The sequence below is a fragment of the Stutzerimonas chloritidismutans genome, assembly GCF_051486945.1.
Taxonomy (GTDB): Bacteria; Pseudomonadota; Gammaproteobacteria; order Pseudomonadales; family Pseudomonadaceae; genus Stutzerimonas; species Stutzerimonas chloritidismutans_B.
On the sequence record NZ_JAHVDX010000008.1, the window covers coordinates 41,946 to 60,270 of the forward strand.

Genomic DNA, 18,325 nt, shown 5'->3' on the forward strand with positions numbered 1-18,325 from the left:
TGACGCTGGAGGTGATGATGTCTGACATTCTGCAAGACAAGCACGTCGAGAGTTGACTGGCACTGCTTGGCGAGGGCTACCGGTTCATTCCTGAGCGATGCCGGCGGTTGAATACGGATATCTTCCAGGTACGGCTGTTGATGCAGAACACCGGCACCAATCGAGACGCGCGATTGTGGACGAGCCGGAGCAGTTCATGCCGGAGCGGTTCATCGACTGGAATGGCGGGGCGTCCAACTTCATCACACAGGCGGCGGAGATGTGCACAGCGGTCATCGATGCCCTGGCGAGCCGCTGGCGATTGGCTTGCTCAAGAGTGCGGTTGCCATGCTGACGCGGGGGCGTACCGGCGCAGGACTTGCAGATGAATGTTGGAGGATGCCCGCGCAGCCGGAAAGTCGTTTCGTCATTGCCGACGTCCAACGGTCACTCAGCACCGGTGAACCTCACGCCTGCCGTGCGCTTCGCGCCGCGACCCAGTGCTCGATGAGTTCGCGTAGCTGCGACATTTCCACCGGCTTGGCCATGTGCCCGTCCATGCCGGCCTCACGCGCTCGTTCGCGATGTTCGCTGAGAATGTGCGCTGTGAGCGCCACCACTGGCGTGCGCGGCCGGCCGGTGTCAGCTTCCCAGGCGCGCAGCAGTGCGGTGGCCTGAAAGCCATCCATAATCGGCATCTCGCAATCCATGAGTACGAGGTCATAGGGCTGGATTTTGATCGCTGAAAGCGCTTCCTCACCGTTGCTGGCCGTGTCCGGCTTGAGGTTGAGCTTGTTCAGCATGCCGCGGATCACCTTGGTCGAGATAGTGTTGTCTTCGGCGACCAGAATCTTGAAATCTTCCGGGACCATTAGCGGCGTGCTGGACAGAGTGGTGGTGGGCCAGGCAACGTTGGCAGTGCTACGCCGCGCCAACTCGTCCGCGAGGGTAGTTTTGAGGGTATAGCCGGCCACCGGTTTGGCGAGAATGCGCTTGATGCCGGCATTGCGCGCGATGATCTTGCTCGGCGCGCTGCTCATGCCCGTGAGCATGATCAGCAGGATGTCGTGGTTGAGGCTGAAGTCTTCCTTGATCTTGCTCGCCAGTTGCATGCCGGTCATGCCTGGCATGTCCTGGTCGAGCAGCACGACGTCGAAATATTCGTTGAGGTGAGCCTTGGTCCGCAGCAGTGCCAGCGCTTCCTTGCCCGACGCCACTGCGCTGACATCCAGCCCCCAGCTGCTGCACTGCTGGCTCAGCACCTTGCGGCAGGTGTCGTTGTCATCCACCACCAGCAGACGCGCGCCCTGTAGCGGGCTTTCCAAATCACTGGCGGGTTGTATCAGGCTTTCGGGGGCCAGAGGGAGGCTGATCCACAGCGTGTTGCCGGTCAGGCCGCCGGTCTGGATACCGAACTCGCCGTCCATCAGATGCACCAGCTGACGCGCGACGATGAGGCCGAGTCTGCCCCCGTGGAAGGTGGCGGCCAGAAAGTCGCGACTGTCGACCTCAGCGTTGAGCAGGGCGTCCCGTTCGGTGCTCTCCAAGGGTCGACCGCTGTCCTGCACGGTGATGCGCAACCGCGGCTTCTGAGGGTCGGAGTCGTCAATCGCAGCGATCAGCAGGACTTCGCCTTCCTCGGTCTGTTTGAACGCGTTCTCCAGCAGATTGAGCAGCGCCTGGCGAAGGCGCGTCGGGTCGCCGGAAACCACGTGAGGAATGTGTGGCTGCACGAAGCTGATCAGCTCCACTTTCTGCTGCTCGGCCTTGGCGCGGAAGATGCCGAGGCAATCCTCGATTAGCGCGTTCAGGTCGAACTGCACATCGTCCAGCTCGATCTGGCCTGATTCCAGCTTCGAGATGTCGAGGATCTCGTTGATCAGGTTCAGCAGTTCGTTGCCGGAACTGTGAATCGTCTGTACGTAATCGCGTTGTTTCGCTGACAGCGAGGTGTCGAGCAGCAACTCGCTCATCCCCAGTACGCCATTCATGGGGGTGCGGATTTCGTGGCTGATCTTGGCCAGGAAGTCGGCCTTGGTCCGCAGCTCGGCGCTGGATACTGCGGCCGCGGTGTGCTGGGAGCGGGTGTCGGCCTGAATCTGCCGTTGCCGTTCGAGCAGCGCGAAACTGAGGATCAGTCCGGAGCAGGTCGCCACGCTAAACACCACGCCGGTCAGCCAGTCGGGGTCGACCTGGCTGAAGCCAAGCAGGATGGGAAACACCGAGATGAAACCAGCATCGAACAGCAGCATGCCGGCGACCAGCAACCTAGCCGGGTCGTAGCCCTGGCGCCAATAGTGAATCGCGACGGCGGTTACGCTGAGTGCTGCAACCAGTACGAGCGTGTAGATCAGCCAGCTGTACCAGAACTGACCGGTGGTCAGAATCACGACGGCCAGCACGACCACTGTGGCGATTTGCAGGCCGAGTAGCCAATTGACCCAAGGTTTGCGTCGCGGCTGAAAGAAACCCAGGGTAAAGACCAGGATCGAGATGCAGGCGAGCATGGAGGACATGTCCGCGACCATCGGCTGGCTGTAGATGAGTTTGGGCGACCAAACCGCCAGCAGCCCGAGATTGGCGATTGCACACGTGAGCAGGGCGCCGTGCAGCAGGGCGAGCCAGATATGGCTGTAGGTGAAGGTGTAGGCGAAGCGCAGCAGGTTGTAGACCATCAACAGCGCAAGTGCGCCAAAGAGGGCGCCGAAGAGGTAGGCCGGACGGGCATGCTCCACCAGCTCGCGTTCGTCGACGGTGAAGAACCACGCCATCATCGGATGGGAGGAGTGGAGCCGCACGTAGGCTTCGCGCGGCACGTTGTCATTCGGCAGGTTGAACAGGTAAGCGCGTGCCGGCAACGGGCGCGACTCGAGCGGGCGCAGCTCACCGGTTTCCACGGTTTGTTCGAGTTCGCCGTCGCGTAGCAGATAGAAATCCAGATACTGAACGCGTGGTGCAAAGAACCACAGCCAGTGCGGTGCCGAATAAGCCGGCAGGCTGACCTGAATCCACACCGCGTGGTTGCTAGCCGGCGCGCTGTAGGAGTGCTTTTCGATGCGTTGGAACAGCGCGCGCTGCGCCACTACCTCATCGAGCGTAAGCTGGCCAGACTGATCGATCAGCATTCGCCAATTCGGCTGGGTGGGCTGATCGGGTTCCGTCAGTTCAGGAGTTTCGCCGGGTGCGGGGGAAGCCGCGAGTGCCGACGCGGATGACAGCGTCAGCAGAAACAGACCGAAGGCGAACGCAATGGCGACACCGAGTCGACGCACGATTGAAATCCCTTCATCTGTGTGACGGCGAATTATAGCCATGCGCGCAAGCCGCTGGAATGCGCGCCGCGGTGTATCTGACCGGGCGCACATATGCGGGATTTTGCCTGTCAGCTAAGCCCTTGTTCGCGGGCAATCGCGCGATAGCCAATGTCGTGTCGGTAGAAGTGCCCGCTCCACTCGATGCGCGCAGCCAAGGCATAGGCGTTCTGCTGTGCGTCTGACACCGTTTCGCCAAGGGCCGTGGCGCAGAGGACGCGCCCGCCTGCGGTAGTCACTTGGTCATCCTGAAGCGCAGTGCCGGCGTGAAAAACTTTTCCGCCGAGCTGGGCTGCTGCCTCCAAGCCGTGAATGACAGCGCCCTTGGCGTAGTCGCCGGGATAACCACCGGCAGCGAGCACGACACCGAGGCTGGGCCGGGGGTCCCACTGAGCTTCGACCTTGTCCAGCGCTTTGGCCAGTGCGGCTTCGATCAGCAGCACCAGGCTCGACTGGAGGCGCAGCATGATCGGCTGCGTCTCTGGATCGCCAAAGCGGCAGTTGAACTCGATGACCTTGGGCGCGCCGCTGCGGTCGATCATCAGGCCGGCATAGAGGAAGCCGGTGTAAAGGTTCCCTTCGGCTTCCATGCCGCGGACGGTCGGCCAGATCACCTCGTCCATTACCCGCTGGTGCACGTCAGGGGTGACGACCGGTGCGGGCGAATAGGCCCCCATGCCGCCAGTATTGGGCCCGGTGTCGCCGTCGCCGACGCGCTTGTGATCCTGGCTCGTGGCCATCGGCAGTACGTTCCGACCGTCGACCATGACGATGAAGCTGGCTTCCTCGCCATCGAGAAATTCTTCGATCACCACCCGCGCACCGGCATCGCCAAACGCATTACCTGACAACATGTCGCGCACTGCTTCCTCAGCTTCCTCGAGGGTCATGGCGACGATCACGCCCTTGCCGGCGGCGAGGCCGTCCGCCTTGATGACGATGGGGGCGCCTTTTTCACGCAGGTACGCCAGGGCGGCCTCGACGCCGGTGAAGTTCTGGTAATCGGCGGTCGGGATGCGGTGACGGGCAAGGAAGTCTTTGGTGAACGCCTTAGAGCCTTCGAGCTGAGCCGCAGCAGCGGTCGGGCCGAAACAGTCGAGGCCGCGCTGGCGGAATAGGTCGACGACACCCTTAACCAACGGGGCTTCCGGCCCCACGATGGTGAGTTGCACGTTGCGCTCGGCGAAATCGGCCAGTTGCTCGATGGCCAGGACGTCGATCGCCACGTTTTCGCACTTCGGCTCGGTAGCGGTGCCGGCATTACCCGGGGCAACGAATACCTTCTGTACGCGCGGATCCTGCGCGACCTTCCAGGCCAGCGCGTGCTCGCGGCCGCCGCTGCCGATGATCAGTACGTTCATTGTGTTCTCCTTGGAGAGCCAGGCTGTAGGCCCAGTTGGGGACCAGCGTCAGCTGCTCACCCTGTGTAAGCGATTGTCGGGCCAGGCCCTGGGAAGCGAATCTATTGGGCCGCGATGAACTGCCGAGTGCCAGGCGGACTCGAAGTGCGCATTTGCCTTTATGGCAATTGGCATCGGCGAGTCCGCGGCCAGCATCTCACAGCGGCGATTCACCGCGGCCCTGCCACCGTCAGTGCCTGAAGTGACGCATGCCGGTAAAGACCATCGCGATCCCCGCCTCGTCGGCCGCTGCGATCACCTCGGCATCACGCATCGAGCCGCCCGGCTGGATTACCGCACTGATGCCGGCCTTGGCGGCGTTGTCGATACCGTCACGGAAAGGGAAGAACGCGTCGCTGGCCATCACCGCACCGGCAACCTGTAGGCCAGCATGCTCGGCCTTGATCGCGGCGATGCGTGCGGAGTTGACGCGGCTCATCTGCCCTGCGCCAACGCCCACTGTCTGACGGTTCTTCGCATAGACGATGGCGTTTGACTTGACGAACTTGGCGACCTTCCAAGCGAAGATCAAGTCATGGATTTCCTGCTCGGTCGGTGCGCGCTGGGTGACCACCTTCAGGTCCGCCTGGCTGATCATGCCGATGTCGCGGCTTTGCACCAGCAGGCCGCCGTTGACGCGTTTGAAATCCCAACCCGGGGCGCGCTCGGCCGGCCACTGGCCGCATTCGAGCAAGCGCACGTTCGCCTTGGCTGCCACTGCTGCGCGGGCCTCGGCCGAGATGCTCGGGGCGATGATGACTTCGACGAACTGCCGCTCGACGATGGCGCGGGCTGTCTCGCCGTCCAGTTCGCGGTTAAAGGCAATGATGCCGCCGAACGCCGACTCGCTGTCTGTGGCGTAGGCCAGTTCGTAGGCTTGGCGAATGCCGCCTTGCTCGTCCGGCACCACGGCGACGCCGCAGGGGTTGGCATGCTTGACGATCACGCACGCTGGTTTGACGAAGCTCTTGACGCATTCCAGCGCCGCATCGGTGTCGGCGACATTGTTGAAAGACAGTTCCTTGCCTTGCAGCTGGCGTGCGGTGGCGACGCAGGCTTCGTCCGGGGTTTCGACGTAAAAGGCCGCGATCTGGTGCGGGTTCTCCCCGTAACGCATGTCCTGCGCTTTGATGAACTGGGTTGTGAAGGTGCGCGGCAACGGGCTGCGGCCTTCTGTAGACAGGGTTTCGGCGCGCTGGTCCACGGTGCCCAGGTAATTGGCGATCATGCCGTCATAGGCGGCAGTGTGCTCGAACGCCTTGAGCGCCAGGTCGAAGCGCTGGGCATAGGTCAGGCCGCCGTTGCGCAGATCGTCAATGACTCCGGCGTAGTCGATGGCGTTGACCACGATGGCGACGTCTTTGTGATTCTTGGCAGCGCTCCGCACCATAGTCGGCCCGCCGATATCGATGTTCTCGATGGCATCCGGCAGCGTACAGCCAGCCTTGGCAACGGTCGCGGCGAAGGGGTAGAGGTTCACTGCAACCAGATCGATAGGCTCGATGCCGTGCTCGGCCATCACCGCTCCGTCGAGGTCACGACGGCCAAGGATGCCGCCGTGGATCTTGGGGTGCAGAGTTTTGACGCGCCCGTCCATCATCTCAGGGAAGCCGGTGTAGTCAGCGACTTCGACCGCCTCGATGGCATTCTCGCGCAGCAGCTTGAAGGTCCCGCCAGTAGAGAGAATCTCGACGCCCAATGTGGACAGTTCACGGGCGAAATCGACAACGCCAGTCTTGTCGGACACGCTGATCAGCGCACGGCGGACGGGAAGGCGGGTGCTTTGGTCGGTCATAGAGGTTTCCTAGGAGCTACGGGCTGCTGGCGGAGGGCTCGGCAGGCGGGCCGTGCTGCAGCCGCGCCGGCCGAAGCCCGCTGCCGCATCAGAGAAGGTCGTATTGCTTGAGTTTCTTGCGAAGGGTGCCGCGGTTCAGGCCCAGGAGCTCGGAAGCCTTGGTCTGGTTGCCCTTGACGTAATTCATCACCGTTTCAAGCAGGGGGGCCTCGACCTCGGAAAGCACCAGGTTATAGACGTCCGTGACGTCGGCGCCTTCGAGGTGGGCGAAGTAATTGTGCAGCGCCTTCTCAACACTGCCGCGCAGGGTCTGGCCGGCTTCGCTGGGCGTGTTCAGGTGCTGCTTTAGGTTTACGTTGTCGCTCACGGAAGTTGTTCCAATAGCCAGTGTTTCATTCAGTAGCGTCATGCGGCCACCCCTGTTCCATCCCCTGAGCCAGGGCTTGTACGGCGTTCGGTGAAAAAGGCCCGAACGCTGGCGCATTGCGCATCCCTGTCTTCCAAACAATTGAATCGGCTCCGGTATTCCCGTGCCCCCGGTTGTGTCGCGAGGTACCAGCTAACGTGCTTGCGCGCGATGCGTACGCCCATCACATCGCCATAGAAGGCATGCAAAGCCTTCAGATGATCGAGCAACACCTGCTCGACCTCATCCAGACCGGGCGGCGACAGCTGCTCACCCGTGCTGAGAAAATGCTCGATTTCACGGAAAATCCAGGGGCGGCCCTGCGCTGCGCGCCCGATGAGCAACGCATCGGCTCCTGTAAATCGCAGAACCTCGCGGGCCTTATGCGGCGAATCGATATCGCCGTTGGCAAACACCGGGATCGAAAGGGCCTGCTTGATGCTGGCGATCGTCTCGTATTCGGCTTCGCCGGTATAAAGGTCAGCACGGGTGCGACCATGCACAGCCAACGCGGCGATGCCGGACTGCTCGGCAATTCTGGCGATACGAAGGCCGTTGCGGTGTTCTCGGTCCCAACCGGTGCGGATCTTCAGGGTGACCGGCACGTCGACCGCGGCCACAACCGCTTCGAGAATCTGCGCAACCAGTTGTTCGTCTTTCATCAGCGCCGAACCGGCAGCCTTGTTGCAGACCTTCTTAGCCGGACAGCCCATGTTGATATCAATGATCTGCGCGCCCAACTCAACATTGCGTGCGGCTGCATCGGCCAGCATCTGCGGATCGCCACCGGCTATCTGCACCGAGCGAGGCTCCGGATCTCCTTCGTGAAGAAGGCGCAGGCGCGATTTGCGGCTGTTCCACAGGCGCGTGTCACTGGTGACCATCTCTGACACGACCATCCCGGCACCCAACCGACGACACAGCTGGCGAAACGGCCGATCGGTCACGCCGGCCATCGGCGCGAGAATCAGGCGATTCGGAAGAGTGTAGGGGCCGATGCGTACCGCGGACATGAAGATTCCCTGCTTGGAGCCTGCTTGTTAGGTCGATCGGGGACAGCAAAAAAGGGTGTGCATGATACCCGCTCCGCATGACCGGTTAAAGGCTGTCCTGAACAAATTCTGAACAGCCTGAAGCTTATATCGGGCGGTTGGGTTGGCACGGCCATTCGACGGGCGGTGCGGGTCGGCGAGGATTGGGCGGGCTATTCGGGCGAGAGGAAAGCCAGGCTGTAGTTCACAGCCTTGGCACCTGGGTCAAGTATGTCCAGCGCGATGTGAATGGGTATCTGCGACGGCATCTCCTGTTGTCCGGCAAGCTCTCCGGACAGGTATTCGCCCGGCTTGAAGGTGCGGCGCGCAAGGGTCTGGCCGTTGATGTCATCGAAGCGGATTTCCAGCAACGGGAAAGGCTGTGCGAAGGATGCGCGGTTATAAATGATTGCGTCGACGACCAGCGCGCCGGTGAATTCAGGGTGGCTGCGTACGACCAGGTTGCTGCTACGGATCTGGCTGATATCGACTTTGGGCGGCAGCGTGCATCCTAGAGACGGGCACGCCCGGGCGAGCCAAGGTCGATATTCGTCCTGACGGGAAAGTTCATCGAAGTTGAAGTGGACATACTGGCCGGCAAGCGTGAGCAGCGCGAGCAGGCTCAGCAGGCCCCAGCCCAGCCAGCGGCCCCAGGGGCGGCGTTGAGCCTGCTGCCAATCCAGCTGCAGCGGCTCGTCGTCAAGCTCGAACAGTCCATGGTCGCCCCGCTGGCGTTCGGAGTCGGGCTGATCAGCCTCAGGGGCATGCACCATGATGGGTGGACTCGGCTCATCCTGCGGTTCGCTGCTGTCGATCGCCGGCTCGATACGTGCCGGCTCAGGCGTCGGATCAAGATGATCGGTCAGCGGGGCGTCACTGGTAGCGAACGAGGACGTTGCTGCTGGGCGGTCGTCGTTGACGGCTGTGAAGTGCAGACCCGTTGGGGAGGCTACAACGTTTTCCTGTGGTACCCGTGGTGGTGGCGCCGGGCGGGTCGTTTCAGCGGTCAACAAGCGCTCGGCCCAGCTCTCGTCATGCGGTACCGCCGGCGCGTGGCGTGGCGCCGAGGTGCTGGTTGAGTTGCTCTGTAGTGCCTGAAATTCGCGAGATAGCTCGCGCTCTTGGCGTTCAAGCTTGGCCAGCTCCTCGTCCAGATCGAGGCTGTCCAGATCAAGGTCGTCGTGAATCCAGAGCGTACTCTCGTCTGCCTTTGGCGGCTTGACGGGTGCCGGTTGCAATAGGTGCTGAGGTGATTCAGGAAGCGAGGGTGAGGCGCTCGGCAGCGGTAGCTTGGTCGGATCGGTAGCATGCAGGTAACGCGCCGCATTGAAAACGGCCATGCAAGCCCCGCAGCGAACCACGCCGTGCGCGGCCGACAGCTGGGCGCTGGTCACGCGAAAACTGGTCTGGCAATGGGGGCACTGAGTGACAAAGCTGGTCATGCGCTGGTCCAACGGGAAACTTGGCTAGTCTAGCGCATGCCTGCCGATCAACGGCAGCTGCGTTTTATGCCGCAGCCGCTCCTGGCGCTCAAGTGTGACGAGTGCCGCTGATCCTGACCCAGCCGTCCTTTTCTGCGGTGGGGTCGAGCCGGAAGTGCTCGGCATACGCCGCGCGGACCTCTTCGGCCTGCTCGGCTAGGATGCCGGACAGTGCCAGCAGCCCGCCCGGTTTTACCCGCTGGCTGATCTGTGGCGCCAGCGTTACGAGAGGGCCGGCGAGGATATTCGCGACCACGGTGTCGAATTGCTCGTCCGGCAGCTGCTCTGGCAGATATAGCGCGAGGCGTGTGTCAGCGATGGCGTTGCGCTTGGCATTTTCGCGGGAGGCTTCGATCGCCTGTACGTCGATATCCGTACCGACTGCGCGTTCTGCACCAAGCAAGAGCGCGGCAATCGCGAGGATGCCGGAGCCGCAGCCGAAGTCCAATACTTGCTGACCAGCGAGCGCCTGAGCATCCAGCCATTCCAGGCACAAGGCGGTGGTGGGGTGGGTTCCGGTACCGAACGCAAGGCCAGGGTCCAGCAGCAGGTTTACGTCATTGGGCTGTGGTGCGGCGTGCCAGCTCGGAACGATCCAGAGTCTGCGGCCAAAGCGCATTGGGTGAAAGTTGTCCATCCAGCTGCGCTCCCAGTCCTGGTCTTCGATGCGCTCCAGTTGGTGCTCGGGTAGCTCGTCGCCAAGCAGAAGACGCAGGTGCGCGATCAGGTCGGTTTCGTCGACGTCGCCTTCGAACAGCGCCAACAAATGGGTATTGGACCAGAGCGGGGTGGTGTTGAGGTCCGGCTCGAAGATGGGCTGATCCTCGGCATCCATGAAGGTGACGGAAACGGCGCCGACGCCCATCAGGGCATCCTCGAGCGAGGCCGCCTGTTCGGGTGAGATGGCGAGGCGAAGTTGTAACCAGGACATGCGAAAACGACCTCCAGATGCCGCATCAAGCGGTGCGCTCTAGCGCTTGGAAAAAAGAAAGGGAGCGGCCGGGGCCGCTCCCTTCAGGTGCGCATCATATCGCTTGCAGCTTGCAGCTTGCAGCGTCAGTGCTTGTCCATTCCCAGCTTCTTTTCCAGGTAATGGATGTTCACACCACCCTTGCAAAAGCCGGCGTCGCGTACCAGATCCCGGTGGAGAGGGATGTTGGTCTTGATGCCGTCGACGACGATCTCATCCAGAGCATTGCGCATGCGTGCCATGGCCTCTTCGCGGGTCGCGCCATAGGTGATCAGCTTGCCGATAAGCGAGTCATAGTTCGGCGGAACCGAATAGCCGCTGTACAGATGCGAATCTACCCGCACGCCATTGCCGCCTGGGGCATGGAAGTGCTTGACCTTGCCCGGACTCGGCAGGAACTTCTCGGGGTCCTCCGCATTGATTCGACATTCCAGAGAATGCCCGCGGATCACCACATCCTTCTGCTTGATGGACAGCTTATTGCCCGCTGCGATGCTCAGCATTTCCTTGACGATGTCGATGCCGGTGACCATCTCGGTGACCGGGTGCTCGACCTGGACGCGGGTATTCATCTCGATGAAGTAAAAACGTCCGTCTTCGTAAAGGAATTCGAACGTGCCGGCGCCGCGGTAGCCGATCTCGATGCAGGCGTCGACGCACCGTTGCAATACTTCGGCGCGCGCCTTCTCATCGATGTAGGGCGCTGGGGCTTCTTCAAGCACCTTTTGGTGCCGGCGCTGCAGCGAGCAGTCGCGGTCGCCAAGGTGGACGGCATTGCCTTGGCCGTCCGACAGGACCTGGACTTCGACATGGCGCGGGTTGCCAAGAAATTTTTCCAGATAGACCATCGGATTGCCAAACGCCGCACCGGCTTCAGTGCGGGTCAGCTTGGCGGACTTGATCAGGTCCTCTTCCTTGTGAACCACCCGCATGCCGCGGCCGCCACCGCCGCCAGCCGCCTTGATGATTACCGGATAGCCGACTTCGCGGGCGATGGCCAGCGCAGTCTGCTCGTCTTCAGGCAGCGGGCCATCGGAGCCAGGCACGGTCGGAACGCCAGCTTTTTTCATGGCGTCTTTCGCCGATACCTTGTCGCCCATCAGGCGGATGGTGTCAGCCTTCGGGCCAACGAAGGCGAACCCGGAATTTTCGACCTGCTCGGCAAAATCCGCATTCTCAGCGAGGAAACCATAGCCTGGGTGGATAGCCGTGGCTCCTGTGACTTCGGCGGCGGCGATGATCGATGGGATATGCAGGTAGGAGTTGGTGGCAAGGGCCGGGCCGATGCAGACGGACTCGTCAGCCAGCGCCAGGTGCATCAACTCCCGGTCGGCAGTGGAGTGCACCGCGACCGTCTTGATCCCCATTTCCTTGCAGGCTCGCAAGATCCGCAGGGCAATTTCACCGCGGTTTGCGATCAGTACTTTTTCCAACATCGTTGGCTCTCCGCGATTCAAACGATGGTGAACAGCGGCTGGTCGTACTCGACCGGCTGACCATTCTCCACCAGGATGGATTCGATCGTGCCACTGGTTTCAGCCTCGATGTGATTCATCATTTTCATGGCTTCGACGATGCAGAGGATGTCGCCCTTTTTGACCGTCTTGCCTACATCCACAAAAGGTGCTGACTCGGGCGATGACGCGCGGTAGAACGTGCCTACCATCGGCGAGCGGACGACCGTACCGTTGAGTTTCGGCTGGGCGGGTGCCGCGTCTGCGGACGGAGCTGCGGCGACCGGGGCGGGTGCCGGCGCAGCGGCCGGTGCCTGCGCGTAGTAAGGCTGCTGAACCGGACCTTGCTTGCTGTGGCGGCTGATGCGGACGGACTCTTCGCCCTCGTGGATTTCCAGTTCGTCGATGCCGGACTCTTCCAGCAGTTCGATCAGTTTCTTGACTTTGCGAATATCCATGAAGCGGTAACTCCCAAGTAGGTTCAAAGGGGCATTGATGCTTGCTGTCTTGTCGCTGGCACTTTGCGGTGCCGGCCCGTCAGGCAGCAGTGACTTGTTCCATGGCGGCTTCCAGTGCCAGCCGGTATCCGCTGGCGCCGAGGCCGCAGATCACGCCTACCGCTACGTCCGAGAAATAGGAGTGATGGCGGAAAGGTTCACGTTTATGCACGTTCGACAGGTGCACTTCGATGAATGGGATGCTCACGGCCAGCAACGCGTCACGTAATGCGACGCTGGTGTGCGTGAAAGCGGCCGGGTTGATGAGAATGAAATCCACGCCCTCGCTGCGCGCAGCGTGGATTCGCTCGATCAGTTCGTATTCCGCGTTCGATTGCAGGGAGAGCAGATGGTGGCCGGCGTCGCGCGCGCGTTGCTCCAGGTCCTGGTTGATTTGAGCCAGCGTGACGGCACCGTAAACGCCAGGCTCTCGGGTGCCGAGCAGATTAAGGTTCGGGCCGTTGAGGACCAGAAACGTCGCCATGGGTATTCCTTGTTGTTCTAGCCGGACAGGGGCAATACGGAGTGCCGCCGCGGGTGAAGGAAAAACTATGCACGAAGGTTGGACTGACTGTCCAGTCATGTCGCGATCGGCGTAAATGCCGACATTATGACTGGAGTTTGCGGCAGAGTGTCTAGAGCAGCGCGTCCGCTCGATCAAGCCGCTCGGAGAAGCCGTCAGCGTCTATCTCGCCGACCACGCGCACCGGCTGCACTTCTTCGCCGCGGCGGTCGAAAAACAGGATCGCCGGAGGGCCGAACAGCTTGTAACGGTCGAGTAGCGCCCGCTGCTCAGGATTGCTCTCGGTGATGTCGAAACGGATCAGATGGTAGCCAGCCAGGCGCGGCGCCACTTGCTCATCGGCGAAGACCTCACGCTCGATGACCTTGCAACTGATGCACCAGTCGGCGTACCAGTCGAGCATGGCCGGTCTCCCCGCGTCTCGCGCGGCGGCAAGCTGGGCATCGAGTTGCGCTGGGGTGGAGACGGTCTGCCAGGCTTCCGCGCTATTGGGCAGGGCGCCGGTTCGGCCGACGGCCGGGCGGAGAGGGTCCGAGCCGCCCTGTAGCGCACCCACCCAGGCAGCCAGTGCATAAACCAACAGCGCGAGGCCAAGCAGTTGGGCCAGTTTCTGTCGTGGCGTCTTGCTGGTCAGCTCTAGCGTGCCGAGAAAGAGCGCAGTGCCCGCCGCTAGCAGACCCCAGAGTGCCAAGGAAAGAGGGCCGGGCAGCACTCGTTCGAGCATCCATGCCGCAACCGCGAGCAGCATCACACCGAACGTGTTGCGCACGATCACCATCCAGGGCCCGCTTCGAGGCAGGAGGGCGCCCCCGCCTGTAGCGAAGAGAATCAGCGGCACCCCCATGCCAAGGCCGAGCGCGAACAGTTGTAGGCCTCCGCCAAGGGCATCCCCGCTGGTGCTGATATAGAGCAGCGCGCCGGCTAGCGGTGCGGATACACAGGGTGAGACGAGCAAGCTGGATACGGTGCCAAGCAAGGCCGCGCCCAAGAACGAACCACCCTTGGCGCGCCCTGCGATCCGGTCGAGGCTGGCAGTCATTCGCTGTGGGAGGCGCAGCTCGAATACGCCAAACATGGCCAGTGCGAAAGCGACAAAGAACAGGGCGAAAGGCACCAATATCCAAGGTGACTGCAGGCGAGCCTGCAGGTTGAGCTCGGCCCCGAAAAGCCCCATCAGGGCCCCCAGCAGCGCGAACCCCCCAGCCATTGGAAGGACATAAGCCAATGCCAGCAGGAAGCTTCGGGTGCCGCCTGGTTGGCCACGCAGGACCACGCCGGAGAGAATCGGCAGCATTGGGAGCACGCATGGGGTGAAGGTCAGCCCAATGCCGGCCAGGAAGAACAGTGCGACCGCACGCCAGGACAGGGTGTCGTCGGTTTGCCTCTCGGTGTCGCTCGTGCTCGTGGCGGTTGGCGCGTCTTGGCCAATCTGGAGGGATTCAGTCTCTGGCGGGTAGCACAAGCCTTTGTCCGCACAGCCCTGATAGGTCACATTCAGGGTGAAAGGTCGGTCGTTCGGATTACGGACCGGTAGTTGGATATCGAGGATGCCGTAGTACACCTCGACCTCTCCGAAATAGTCGTCGGTCTTGGCTTCGCCGGCGGGTAAAGCAGGTTCACCAATTTCGACACCGCTTGTTGGGCTGTTGAACTGGAAGCGGTGGCGGTAGAGGTAGTAGCCCTCGGCGGCCGTGAAGCGAAGCGTGATCCGTTCGGGAGACGTATCGACTAGGCTCAGGCGGAACGCTTCGCGCACCGGTAGAAAGTCGGCACTGTTGTTGAGGCCGCCCAGGGTAGGGTTGGGTCGACTGTCGAACAGCCCGGCGAAGGCGGGTAGTGCAACGAAGATTAACAACAGACTCAGCAAACGGCGCATGGTCATCTCACTAGTAGCGACGGCGGTCATGATACCGGAGCCAATGGCCTGCCGCTTGGGCGCGACGTCGCACTACGGGGCGCTTTGCAACCAGATGCTGCCGTCCTGCTCGATGCATGGCAGGGGGCTCAGACGCTGGCCCTCGCAGGGGCCGGCAACGCATTCGCCGCTATCGATCAGGAACAGGGCACCATGCGTGGCGCACTGGATGAGGCTTGCGCTACTGTCGAGAAATTGGTCTGGGAGCCATTCGAGGGGAATGCCTCGATGGGGGCACCTGTTTTGGTACAGGTAGACTTCCCCGGCCTTGCGTACGGCGAACAGGCGATGGCCGGCCGCAACGAAGCCCTTGCTACGGCCTTCAGGCAACTCATCTATAGCGCACAAGCGAATCATGGTCCCTCCGGAGCGAAATATGGATTGTCGACCAGCCCACACGGTGTGTCAGGGGCAATGAGGCAGCACCGTAACGTGTGTTTCGGCATAGCTGTGTTTGGTTAGCATCGATATACCTAACCCCGTTAGACGGAGTCCTGATGCGTCTTCTTATCCTTTTTGTAGCGGCAGTGCTGAGCGGCTGCCCGATGATGCCACCGCTTCCTGCCTGGCAGAGCCCCAACGGGGTAGATCACCCTGACGCCGGACGGATCGTGGATTTGAGAGACGGTACGACGCTCGACGTTGATCAGCTCGTCGAGCGGCTGGCGAAAGCGGACCGGTTATTGATCGGCGAGCGGCACGACAACCCTGACCATCACGCCTTGCAACTTTGGTTGCTTCAAGCTTTGGCTCAGCGTCGGGAGCAGGGCAGCCTGTTGATGGAGATGATCAATCCGGACCAACAGGAACGGGTGCGGCAGGCTCAGACTCTTATCGCCCAAGGCCAGCCGCCGAAGGACGTGGCGGGCGCCTTGGCGTGGCAGGACGGGTGGGACTGGACGCAATATGGTCCGTTGGTCCGCTACGCGTTGGCGCAAGCCTACCCCCTGCTGCAGGCGAATCTCGATCGAGGGGAGATCAAAGAGATTTACCGAAGCCAACCCGAAGTCAACGGGCGTGCTGCCGATCCTAAGGTAAGGGCCACGTTGCTGGAGCAGATTCGCGTATCCCATTGCGACATGTTGCCGGCCAGCCAGTTGCCCGCCATGCTCGCGGTGCAACAGCAACGTGACCGGCGCATGGCAGAACAATTGACCCAAGCTCCAGCGCCCGCCGCGCTTCTCGCTGGGGGATTTCATGTGCGGCGTGATCTCGGTGTGCCGCTATATCTTGTCGATGAGCCTGCCGGTGACGTGCTAGTGCTGTTGCTCGCTGAGGTAGGCGATTCGACAGCCGCCCAAGAGGCGGACATCGTCTGGTTCACGCCCGCGATGCCACAGCGGGACTACTGTGCACGCTTCCGGCAGGACGCCGGTTAGCGAGGTTGAGCTTTTCGCAGGCAAAAAAAGACCCGGCAAGAGCCGGGTCAAAACCGTGATTAGCCTGATGAGGAGATAACCTGAAAGTCCGACTGCCTGGCCTTCCAGCTTATCGACTGATCTCGCGACCAGTTGCGATAATAATAACAATTCTCATTTCACAGTCAACAGGCTAAGTGTATTTTCTACGCTACCGCTCATCGCCTTGGCCGCTGCGGATCATGCCGAGAGTGGCAGGCGCAGTTGAGTGACCTCCTTGTTCAACAAATCGATGCGGCGGGCCATGCTTTCGATGAGGCTATGCGCGATTTTCGGATTGCTCTGCATCAGGCTCAGAAATTGGTCTTTCGGAATCATCATGACGGTGCAGGGTTCGGTTGCGATGACCGAGGCACTGCGTTTTTCGCGCGTGAATACGGCCATGGCGCCGAATATTTCGTCACGTTGGACGTCTCCAACCTTTTGTCCATCAACGACCGCTTCGGCGTGACCCTCGATGATCACGAAGACGTTGTCGGCTTCGTCGCCCTGGCGGATGAGCTCCTCGCCCACGGCGAAGTGCTGGAAGCCAGTCGTTGGGTGAATCTCCGGCTGCTTGAGGCGGGCCAGTGCGTCGGATAGCAGGGCGGTTTGGCCGATCAGGTATTCGGTGAACAGCTCCTGACGCTGCTGATCCGTATGGATGTGGTTGAAGACCTCGTTGCGTACATACGGCACGAGGCGGACGGATTCGTCGCTGCGGTAGCGACATTGGGGCAGCTCGATGCCCTGCCTCAAGCCAAGCAGGTCGCCTTCCTGCAGGTAAAACAGCGGGCGCTCATCGACCAGTGCATGGAGCAGGCCGCTCTCAATGATGAACAATTGTTGATCAGGCAGCTCATTGCCCAAGTCGTCCGAACCTTTGATTTCGATTGGCTCGCCGGACGGCGCAAGGCCCTCCAATAGCTGGGCGGGGATCCCCTGCAGCCTGTTGATGAGTCGATCGGCATAGGCCGGTTGTTCCCCGAGTAGATACATGACGACGGTCCTTTGAGCGAGCAAGCCTGCAATGAGAGAGCAGTGCGCGCGCCGACAATAAAGCGGTCGCCATGGGCAAGTAAATTGGCGGGCGTGGAGGTTGTGAGCTAGCTCTTGTTGCTGCGGCTGCAGCCGTCCAGATGCGCGTTGAGTTCGTGCTTCAACCCCTCCGGCAGATCCTTCCAGCTGACGTCGCGCAGTGCGCCTTCGATGGCATAGAGCAGAACCCTTGATGCACCGAATCCACGGGATTTCACCGCTTGGTATGCGTTGACCGAGCCGATTCGGCGCAGGTCATCGGCCGTGTGGATGCCCGACGCGTGCAACCACTGGGCAGAGGTCTTGCCGAGGTTCTTCAGGGTAAGAAGTTCGTCGTGCATTAAGCCTCCTGTTTGCCTGGATACCCCGAGATGAAATGCAAGGGCCAGCGCACCTGACGTGCCTGCTCGGGATCGCCCCAGCGCGCTTGCAAGGCTGGCGTGATCGCCGCGATCGGATCGGCACCGTAAGTCTGTTGCCACTGGCGAGCAGCGGACCAAGTGCGTAGATAGCCCAGCAACTGCTCAAGGCGCCATTGGGCTTCGATGCAGAATGCAGGGGTCTTGATCAAGGGGAAGGGCGGGCGGATGTCGCGATAGCCGGCGTCTACGCTGGCCCGCCCTTCCGGCCAGAAGCCAGCCAGCGTCTCGCCATGAAGCTGGCTGATCATGTCGTCGAGATCCGGACCAAGGTTGAGCAGGCCGTAACACCACGCACAAAAAAGCCCGTCGTGAGTCAGGACGCGCCTGGCTTCGGCGAAAAAGGCCGGCGTGGCGAACCAATGCAAGGCTTGCGCGACGACCATCAGGTCGATCGACCCGCTGACTAAAGGTAGCCGTTCGGCGTCTGCGGCAAAGCGCTTCGCTGGTCCCCAACTAGGCGTGCCTTGCAATTGCGTGATGTTAGCGTCGCAGGCCACTACGGTTTGGAAGTGGGGCAGCAGTCCGAGGGTCGCCTGGCCAGTACCTGCCGCGACGTCGAGCGCGCGGGCGTGGGCATTGCTCTGGCTCGCGAGCCAGGCGAATAGGACGTCGGGATAGGTCGGCCGGAACTGAGCGTAGCTACCCGTATCAATCGAGAACAGGCGGACGCTGTCACCCATGGCGGTAGCGCGTTTGGAGGATTGTC

16 protein-coding genes are annotated in these 18,325 nt (G+C 61.6%); 1 reads left to right on the forward strand and 15 read right to left on the reverse strand.

The window, feature by feature from the left end; translation table 11 throughout:
• Nucleotides 1–446 precede the first annotated feature (446 nt).
• The 12 genes from KXR72_RS20610 to KXR72_RS20665 all read right to left on the reverse strand — a co-directional run bounded on the left by KXR72_RS20610 (nucleotide 447) and on the right by KXR72_RS20665 (nucleotide 15,119).
• Nucleotides 447–3,251 (reverse strand): response regulator, encoded by a 2,805-nt coding sequence (locus KXR72_RS20610; protein WP_437422974.1) that lies wholly within the window; start codon nucleotides 3,249–3,251, stop codon nucleotides 447–449.
• A 110-nt stretch (nucleotides 3,252–3,361) separates the two neighbouring features.
• Nucleotides 3,362–4,651, reverse strand: coding sequence for a phosphoribosylamine--glycine ligase (gene purD, locus KXR72_RS20615; protein ID WP_437422975.1), 1,290 nt, complete (start codon nucleotides 4,649–4,651; stop codon nucleotides 3,362–3,364).
• A gap of 229 nt (nucleotides 4,652–4,880) precedes the next feature.
• Nucleotides 4,881–6,485, reverse strand: coding sequence for a bifunctional phosphoribosylaminoimidazolecarboxamide formyltransferase/IMP cyclohydrolase (gene purH, locus KXR72_RS20620; RefSeq protein ID WP_437422976.1), 1,605 nt, complete (start codon nucleotides 6,483–6,485; stop codon nucleotides 4,881–4,883).
• A gap of 88 nt (nucleotides 6,486–6,573) precedes the next feature.
• Nucleotides 6,574–6,894: a DNA-binding transcriptional regulator Fis gene (gene fis / locus KXR72_RS20625; RefSeq protein ID WP_181082025.1), complete on the reverse strand. Its 321-nt coding sequence runs from the start codon at nucleotides 6,892–6,894 to the stop codon at nucleotides 6,574–6,576.
• On the reverse strand, nucleotides 6,891–7,904 hold the full coding sequence (dusB, locus tag KXR72_RS20630; protein ID WP_437422977.1) for a tRNA dihydrouridine synthase DusB: 1,014 nt from the start codon (nucleotides 7,902–7,904) through the stop codon (nucleotides 6,891–6,893). Before dusB ends, fis begins: the two co-directional genes overlap by 4 nt.
• A 191-nt stretch (nucleotides 7,905–8,095) precedes the next feature.
• Nucleotides 8,096–9,364 (reverse strand): DUF3426 domain-containing protein, encoded by a 1,269-nt coding sequence (locus KXR72_RS20635; RefSeq protein ID WP_437422978.1) that lies wholly within the window; start codon nucleotides 9,362–9,364, stop codon nucleotides 8,096–8,098.
• A gap of 88 nt (nucleotides 9,365–9,452) precedes the next feature.
• Nucleotides 9,453–10,334 carry a 50S ribosomal protein L11 methyltransferase gene (gene prmA, locus KXR72_RS20640; protein WP_437422979.1) on the reverse strand — a complete coding sequence of 294 codons (882 nt, stop codon included), beginning with the start codon at nucleotides 10,332–10,334 and terminating at the stop codon, nucleotides 9,453–9,455.
• 125 nt (nucleotides 10,335–10,459) lie between these two features.
• Nucleotides 10,460–11,809: an acetyl-CoA carboxylase biotin carboxylase subunit gene (gene accC / locus KXR72_RS20645; RefSeq protein WP_437422980.1), complete on the reverse strand. Its 1,350-nt coding sequence runs from the start codon at nucleotides 11,807–11,809 to the stop codon at nucleotides 10,460–10,462.
• 17 nt (nucleotides 11,810–11,826) lie between these two features.
• A complete protein-coding gene (gene accB / locus KXR72_RS20650) occupies nucleotides 11,827–12,285 on the reverse strand; it encodes an acetyl-CoA carboxylase biotin carboxyl carrier protein (protein WP_437422981.1) in 459 nt (152 codons plus the stop codon).
• A gap of 79 nt (nucleotides 12,286–12,364) precedes the next feature.
• The gene (aroQ, locus tag KXR72_RS20655) at nucleotides 12,365–12,808 is read right to left on the reverse strand and encodes a type II 3-dehydroquinate dehydratase (protein ID WP_437422982.1); all 444 of its coding nucleotides are present in this window, start codon (nucleotides 12,806–12,808) and stop codon (nucleotides 12,365–12,367) included.
• A gap of 151 nt (nucleotides 12,809–12,959) precedes the next feature.
• Nucleotides 12,960–14,723, reverse strand: coding sequence for a protein-disulfide reductase DsbD (locus KXR72_RS20660; protein WP_437422983.1), 1,764 nt, complete (start codon nucleotides 14,721–14,723; stop codon nucleotides 12,960–12,962).
• 72 nt (nucleotides 14,724–14,795) lie between these two features.
• Nucleotides 14,796–15,119, reverse strand: coding sequence for a Rieske (2Fe-2S) protein (locus tag KXR72_RS20665; RefSeq protein ID WP_437422984.1), 324 nt, complete (start codon nucleotides 15,117–15,119; stop codon nucleotides 14,796–14,798).
• Between the two features lie 140 nt (nucleotides 15,120–15,259).
• Between KXR72_RS20665 and KXR72_RS20670 the strand changes: the two genes are divergently transcribed.
• Nucleotides 15,260–16,141: a ChaN family lipoprotein gene (locus KXR72_RS20670; protein ID WP_437422985.1), complete on the forward strand. Its 882-nt coding sequence runs from the start codon at nucleotides 15,260–15,262 to the stop codon at nucleotides 16,139–16,141.
• A 219-nt stretch (nucleotides 16,142–16,360) separates the two neighbouring features.
• Here the strand turns inward: KXR72_RS20670 and KXR72_RS20675 are convergent, their stop codons facing one another.
• The 3 genes from KXR72_RS20675 to KXR72_RS20685 all read right to left on the reverse strand — a co-directional run bounded on the left by KXR72_RS20675 (nucleotide 16,361) and on the right by KXR72_RS20685 (nucleotide 18,299).
• Entirely contained in the window at nucleotides 16,361–17,158 is a 798-nt protein-coding gene (locus tag KXR72_RS20675) for a Crp/Fnr family transcriptional regulator (RefSeq protein ID WP_437422986.1), read from the reverse strand.
• A 107-nt stretch (nucleotides 17,159–17,265) separates the two neighbouring features.
• A complete protein-coding gene (locus KXR72_RS20680) occupies nucleotides 17,266–17,538 on the reverse strand; it encodes a TfoX/Sxy family protein (protein WP_437422987.1) in 273 nt (90 codons plus the stop codon).
• Entirely contained in the window at nucleotides 17,538–18,299 is a 762-nt protein-coding gene (locus KXR72_RS20685; protein WP_437422988.1) for a class I SAM-dependent methyltransferase, read from the reverse strand. Before KXR72_RS20685 ends, KXR72_RS20680 begins: the two co-directional genes overlap by 1 nt.
• Nucleotides 18,300–18,325 lie beyond the last annotated feature (26 nt).

What these genes read in the sequence shown, in the direction of transcription:
- purD (WP_437422975.1), bottom strand. Translation starts at nt 4,651, where the DNA reads ATGAACGTACTGATCATCGGCAGCGGCGGCCGCGAGCACGCGCTGGCC.
- purH (WP_437422976.1), bottom strand. Translation starts at nt 6,485, where the DNA reads ATGACCGACCAAAGCACCCGCCTTCCCGTCCGCCGTGCGCTGATCAGC.
- fis (WP_181082025.1), bottom strand. Translation starts at nt 6,894, where the DNA reads ATGACGCTACTGAATGAAACACTGGCTATTGGAACAACTTCCGTGAGC.
- dusB (WP_437422977.1), bottom strand. Translation starts at nt 7,904, where the DNA reads ATGTCCGCGGTACGCATCGGCCCCTACACTCTTCCGAATCGCCTGATT.
- KXR72_RS20635 (WP_437422978.1), bottom strand. Translation starts at nt 9,364, where the DNA reads ATGACCAGCTTTGTCACTCAGTGCCCCCATTGCCAGACCAGTTTTCGC.
- prmA (WP_437422979.1), bottom strand. Translation starts at nt 10,334, where the DNA reads ATGTCCTGGTTACAACTTCGCCTCGCCATCTCACCCGAACAGGCGGCC.
- accC (WP_437422980.1), bottom strand. Translation starts at nt 11,809, where the DNA reads ATGTTGGAAAAAGTACTGATCGCAAACCGCGGTGAAATTGCCCTGCGG.
- accB (WP_437422981.1), bottom strand. Translation starts at nt 12,285, where the DNA reads ATGGATATTCGCAAAGTCAAGAAACTGATCGAACTGCTGGAAGAGTCC.
- aroQ (WP_437422982.1), bottom strand. Translation starts at nt 12,808, where the DNA reads ATGGCGACGTTTCTGGTCCTCAACGGCCCGAACCTTAATCTGCTCGGC.
- KXR72_RS20660 (WP_437422983.1), bottom strand. Translation starts at nt 14,723, where the DNA reads ATGCGCCGTTTGCTGAGTCTGTTGTTAATCTTCGTTGCACTACCCGCC.
- KXR72_RS20665 (WP_437422984.1), bottom strand. Translation starts at nt 15,119, where the DNA reads ATGATTCGCTTGTGCGCTATAGATGAGTTGCCTGAAGGCCGTAGCAAG.
- KXR72_RS20670 (WP_437422985.1), top strand. Translation starts at nt 15,260, where the DNA reads ATGCGTCTTCTTATCCTTTTTGTAGCGGCAGTGCTGAGCGGCTGCCCG.
- KXR72_RS20675 (WP_437422986.1), bottom strand. Translation starts at nt 17,158, where the DNA reads ATGTATCTACTCGGGGAACAACCGGCCTATGCCGATCGACTCATCAAC.
- KXR72_RS20680 (WP_437422987.1), bottom strand. Translation starts at nt 17,538, where the DNA reads ATGCACGACGAACTTCTTACCCTGAAGAACCTCGGCAAGACCTCTGCC.
- KXR72_RS20685 (WP_437422988.1), bottom strand. Translation starts at nt 18,299, where the DNA reads ATGGGTGACAGCGTCCGCCTGTTCTCGATTGATACGGGTAGCTACGCT.